We start from the raw sequence: 1934 nt of genomic DNA on the forward strand, positions 1-1934 counted from the left end.
CCGCAGGGCACCTGACCGGGCGGCCGGGCGGGGGCCCGCGCCTCCTCCGGCCGGTGCGCCCGCGTGGCCGGTGGGACGGCCTTCGCAGCAGGTCGGCTCGGCGGCCGTGGTGTACGGAGGGTCCGCAGCGGGCATTCCCTTGCGGAACCCAGCGGGCGCGGCGTCGCGCAGTGGAGCGCCGCAGAGACACATGGACCGGCCCAGGGAGACCCCCACATGACCGCATCGCATCCTTCCGCGCCGGACAGGCGCCCCTCCGAACGCACCCGCACGGAAGCGTCGCCCGGCGCGCGGGGCGCGGACGGCGAGACGTTTCCGTTCCCCGGCCTCCCCACCGGGAGGCCGTCGTGAGTGCCCACACGGTCATCCGGTTCGCCACCTGGAAGCTCGCGCCCGACCGGGAGCCGGACGCCGAACCGGTCACCTACGCCATGCAGTGCGCGGTGTGCGGCGCCCGGTCCGAAGCGGTGCCGGACTTCGCGGACGCCCAGCGCTGGACGTTCCGCCACGCCGGCGGCAACCCCGAGCACCACACCTACCGGGAGGTCGTCACCCGGCCCTGGCGGGCCTGGATGCCCTGACCCGCCAGGCCTCCACTCCGCGCCTCCGGTCCCGGGGGCGGACTGCCGCAGCCGTCCCGTGGGGGGCGAGCCCCCCACGGGGACCGGTCACACCTCCAGCTCGTTCTCGATCCGGGCCAGCTGGTGACGGGCCATCGCCAGGTTGGCCCGGCCCTTGTCCAGCGCGAGGTAGAGGAACAGGCCCTTGCTGTCGCGGCTCTTGAGCAGCCGGATCAGGTGGTACTGGCCGCCCAGGGTGATCAGGATGTCCTCGATCTCGTCCTGGAGGCCGAGGTGCTCCATCGTGCGCACCTTCGCGCGGACCACGTCGGTGTTGCCCGCGGCGGCGACGTTCAGGTCCATCTCCTTGCCGCCGCCCAGGGTGCCCAGCGCCATTCCGCTGCCGTAGTCGACGAGCGCGACGCCGATGACTCCCTCGATGGAGGTCATCGCTTCCTTGAGGGCGGTGTCGGTGTTAGCCATGATCGTGGCCTTTCTCTTCTCGTGTGCTGATCGGGGGGTGGCGACGGACGGTCGTCCGCGTCACGGTGCGTCGGGGGCCTCGGGTGCGTCGGGGGGCGGGTCGGACGGGCGGGTGGCGGAGGGGGCGGGTCGGCGGACGGACAGCGGCGGTCTGCGCGTCGGTGGACGGGCCTGCCGGCGGCCCGGCGGCCGGTTCGTCAGAACGTGTCGCGGCGGTCGAGTGCGCTCTCGACCAGATCGCCGATCCGGGCGCTGGACCTGCGGGCCTCCAGGTGGATGCGGCCCACGTTGGTGCGCGGCTCGGCCAGGACGGTGAGCACGGCACTGGCCCCCGCCGCGTACGTGGCCACGTAACCGTCCTCACCGCGCACCACGAGCTCGCGGAACTCGCCGTGCCCGGTCGCCTCGGTGAGGCGCAGGGCCACGCCGAGAGCCGCCGCGGTGAGCGCCGCCATCGCCTCCGCCTCGACCGTGGTCGTGTCCTGGGCCAGGACCAGACCGTCGACACTGGCCGCCAGCGCGCCGGTGAGCTGGGGCACCCGCGCCCTCAACCGGCGCAGTTCCTCCAGCACTTCGGGCTCGGCCGCCATCATCTGTCTCCTCTCGGCGCGCTGTCGCAGAACGCGCCTCATGTCGGCGCGGAGGGGGCCTGGCGGATGGACCGTGAACTCACAGGCTTGCCTCCAAAGCGTCGCGAATCCGGCGCAGCAGTGCGGTGTCCGGGTCGACCTGGTTCTGAGCGGCCCAGGGCAGAACGTCGGCCGGTGCCGCCGGGATCGGCTCCCGCGGCGTTTCGACGAGGCCGGCGGCGGCCAGCCGCCGGACGTCGATGAGGGTGTGGAACGCCGGCCTGCCCAGCAGCCGGGCGATGGCCGCCGGGGTGCGCGTGCC

The 1934-nt window shown here is 74.0% G+C and carries 3 protein-coding genes and 1 pseudogene; 1 reads left to right on the forward strand and 3 read right to left on the reverse strand.

The window, feature by feature from the left end; genetic code table 11:
- Positions 1–347 precede the first annotated feature (347 nt).
- Positions 348–581, forward strand: a complete 234-nt coding sequence (locus ACYVE9_RS24910) for a DUF7848 domain-containing protein (RefSeq protein ID WP_461030150.1) — start codon at positions 348–350, stop codon at positions 579–581.
- An 87-nt stretch (positions 582–668) separates the two neighbouring features.
- On the opposite strand, the gene ACYVE9_RS24915 is transcribed toward ACYVE9_RS24910, so the two are convergent.
- The 3 genes and pseudogenes from ACYVE9_RS24915 to ACYVE9_RS24925 all read right to left on the reverse strand — a co-directional run.
- Positions 669–1043 carry a hypothetical protein gene (locus tag ACYVE9_RS24915; protein ID WP_461030151.1) on the reverse strand — a complete coding sequence of 125 codons (375 nt, stop codon included), beginning with the start codon at positions 1041–1043 and terminating at the stop codon, positions 669–671.
- Between the two features lie 197 nt (positions 1044–1240).
- Entirely contained in the window at positions 1241–1675 is a 435-nt protein-coding gene (locus ACYVE9_RS24920) for a roadblock/LC7 domain-containing protein (protein ID WP_461030152.1), read from the reverse strand.
- Positions 1676–1712: 37 nt separating this feature from the next.
- Positions 1713–1934 (reverse strand): annotated as a pseudogene (locus ACYVE9_RS24925) (transcriptional regulator); the annotation flags it as partial.

The sequence above is a fragment of the Streptomyces sparsus genome (assembly GCF_054776295.1).

What these genes read in the sequence shown, in the direction of transcription:
- ACYVE9_RS24915 (WP_461030151.1), bottom strand. Translation starts at nt 1,043, where the DNA reads ATGGCTAACACCGACACCGCCCTCAAGGAAGCGATGACCTCCATCGAG.
- ACYVE9_RS24920 (WP_461030152.1), bottom strand. Translation starts at nt 1,675, where the DNA reads ATGAGGCGCGTTCTGCGACAGCGCGCCGAGAGGAGACAGATGATGGCG.